Below are 3,079 nucleotides of genomic sequence, written 5' to 3' on the forward strand. Positions count from 1 at the left end.
CATCACTCTCCGTAGCAGTACCGAGTGGTGGATTAGTCTGTAACAGAGTCTCTCAAATAATCGCAGCGCGATGGTGGAAACACCTTCGGGTTGTGAGGTTAAGCGACTAAGCGTACACGGTGGATGCCTAGGCAGTCAGAGGCGATGAAGGGCGTGCTAATCTGCGAAAAGCGTCGGTAAGGTGATATGAACCGTTATACCCGACGATACCCGAATGGGGAAACCCAGTGTGTTTCGACACATTATCATTACATGAATACATAGTGTAATGAGGCGAACCGGGGGAACTGAAACATCTAAGTACCCCGAGGAAAAGAAATCAACCGAGATTCCCCCAGTAGCGGCGAGCGAACGGGGAAGAGCCCAGAACCAGCATCAGTTTGTGTGTTAGTGGAAGCGTCTGGAAAGTCGCACGGTACAGGGTGATAGTCCCGTACACAAAAATGCACAGATTGTGAGTTCGATGAGTAGGGCGGGACACGTGACATCCTGTCTGAATATGGGGGGACCATCCTCCAAGGCTAAATACTCCTGACTGACCGATAGTGAACCAGTACCGTGAGGGAAAGGCGAAAAGAACCCCGGCGAGGGGAGTGAAATAGAACCTGAAACCGTGTACGTACAAGCAGTGGGAGCCTACTTGTTAGGTGACTGCGTACCTTTTGTATAATGGGTCAGCGACTTATATTTTGTAGCAAGGTTAACCGAATAGGGGAGCCGTAGGGAAACCGAGTCTTAACTGGGCGTCAAGTTGCAAGGTATAGACCCGAAACCCGGTGATCTAGCCATGGGCAGGTTGAAGGTTGGGTAACACTAACTGGAGGACCGAACCGACTAATGTTGAAAAATTAGCGGATGACTTGTGGCTGGGGGTGAAAGGCCAATCAAACCGGGAGATAGCTGGTTCTCCCCGAAAGCTATTTAGGTAGCGCCTCGTGAACTCATCTTCGGGGGTAGAGCACTGTTTCGACTAGGGGGCCATCCCGGCTTACCAACTCGATGCAAACTACGAATACCGAAGAATGTTATCACGGGAGACACACGGCGGGTGCTAACGTCCGTCGTGAAGAGGGAAACAACCCAGACCGCCAGCTAAGGTCCCAAAGTCATGGTTAAGTGGGAAACGATGTGGGAAGGCATAGACAGCCAGGATGTTGGCTTAGAAGCAGCCATCATTTAAAGAAAGCGTAATAGCTCACTGGTCGAGTCGGCCTGCGCGGAAGATGTAACGGGGCTAAACCATGCACCGAAGCTGCGGCAGCGACACTTAGGTGTTGTTGGGTAGGGGAGCGTTCTGTAAGCCGTCGAAGGTGAACTGTGAGGTTTGCTGGAGGTATCAGAAGTGCGAATGCTGACATAAGTAACGATAATGCGGGTGAAAAACCCGCACGCCGGAAGACCAAGGGTTCCTGTCCAACGTTAATCGGGGCAGGGTGAGTCGACCCCTAAGGCGAGGCTGAAAAGCGTAGTCGATGGGAAGCAGGTTAATATTCCTGCACTTGGTGTTACTGCGAAGGGGGGACGGAGAAGGCTAGGCTGGCCGGGCGACGGTTGTCCCGGTTCAAGCGTGTAGGGGGTGTGACCTGGTAAATCCGGTTGCATATCAACCCTGAGGCGTGATAACGAGCCACTACGGTGGTGAAGTAGCTGATGCCATGCTTCCAGGAAAAGCCTCTAAGCTCCAGGTAACACGAAATCGTACCCCAAACCGACACAGGTGGTCAGGTAGAGAATACTCAGGCGCTTGAGAGAACTCGGGTGAAGGAACTAGGCAAAATGGTGCCGTAACTTCGGGAGAAGGCACGCTGGCGCGTAGGTGAAGGGACTTGCTCCCGGAGCTGAAGCCAGTCGAAGATACCAGCTGGCTGCAACTGTTTAATAAAAACACAGCACTGTGCAAACACGAAAGTGGACGTATACGGTGTGACGCCTGCCCGGTGCCGGAAGGTTAATTGATGGGGTCAGCCGCAAGGCGAAGCTCTTGATCGAAGCCCCGGTAAACGGCGGCCGTAACTATAACGGTCCTAAGGTAGCGAAATTCCTTGTCGGGTAAGTTCCGACCTGCACGAATGGCGTAATGATGGCCAGGCTGTCTCCACCCGAGACTCAGTGAAATTGAACTCGCTGTGAAGATGCAGTGTACCCGCGGCAAGACGGAAAGACCCCGTGAACCTTTACTATAGCTTGACACTGAACATTGAGCCTTGATGTGTAGGATAGGTGGGAGGCTTTGAAGCGTGGACGCCAGTCTGCGTGGAGCCAACCTTGAAATACCACCCTTTAATGTTTGATGTTCTAACTCGGCCCCGTGATCCGGGGTGAGGACAGTGTCTGGTGGGTAGTTTGACTGGGGCGGTCTCCTCCTAAAGAGTAACGGAGGAGCACGAAGGTTAGCTAATCACGGTCGGACATCGTGAGGTTAGTGCAATGGCATAAGCTAGCTTGACTGCGAGAGTGACGGCTCGAGCAGGTACGAAAGTAGGTCATAGTGATCCGGTGGTTCTGAATGGAAGGGCCATCGCTCAACGGATAAAAGGTACTCCGGGGATAACAGGCTGATACCGCCCAAGAGTTCATATCGACGGCGGTGTTTGGCACCTCGATGTCGGCTCATCACATCCTGGGGCTGAAGTAGGTCCCAAGGGTATGGCTGTTCGCCATTTAAAGTGGTACGCGAGCTGGGTTTAGAACGTCGTGAGACAGTTCGGTCCCTATCTGCCGTGGGCGTTGGAAGATTGAGAGGGGCTGCTCCTAGTACGAGAGGACCGGAGTGGACGCATCACTGGTGTTCGGGTTGTCATGCCAATGGCATTGCCCGGTAGCTAAATGCGGAAAAGATAAGCGCTGAAAGCATCTAAGCGCGAAACTTGCCTCGAGATGAGTCTTCCCTGTGGCTTTAAGCCACCTGAAGGGACGTTTAAGACTAAGACGTTGATAGGCTGGGTGTGTAAGTGCAGCGATGCATTGAGCTAACCAGTACTAATGACCCGAGAGGCTTAACCTTACAACACCAAAGGTGTTTTTAGAGACTTGAAGTAGATTTTCAGCTGAAGTTCCGAGATTGGTTCGTAGTGCAAGC

General features: G+C 52.4%; 1 rRNA gene. It reads left to right on the forward strand.

Annotated elements, in window-relative coordinates:
• Positions 1–96: 96 nt before the first annotated feature.
• Positions 97–3,004, forward strand: a 23S ribosomal RNA gene (locus EX31_RS17220).
• The last annotated feature ends 75 nt before the right edge of the window (positions 3,005–3,079 follow it).

Source organism: Rahnella sp. WP5, from assembly GCF_000745615.1.
GTDB lineage: Bacteria > Pseudomonadota > Gammaproteobacteria > Enterobacterales > Enterobacteriaceae > Rahnella > Rahnella aceris.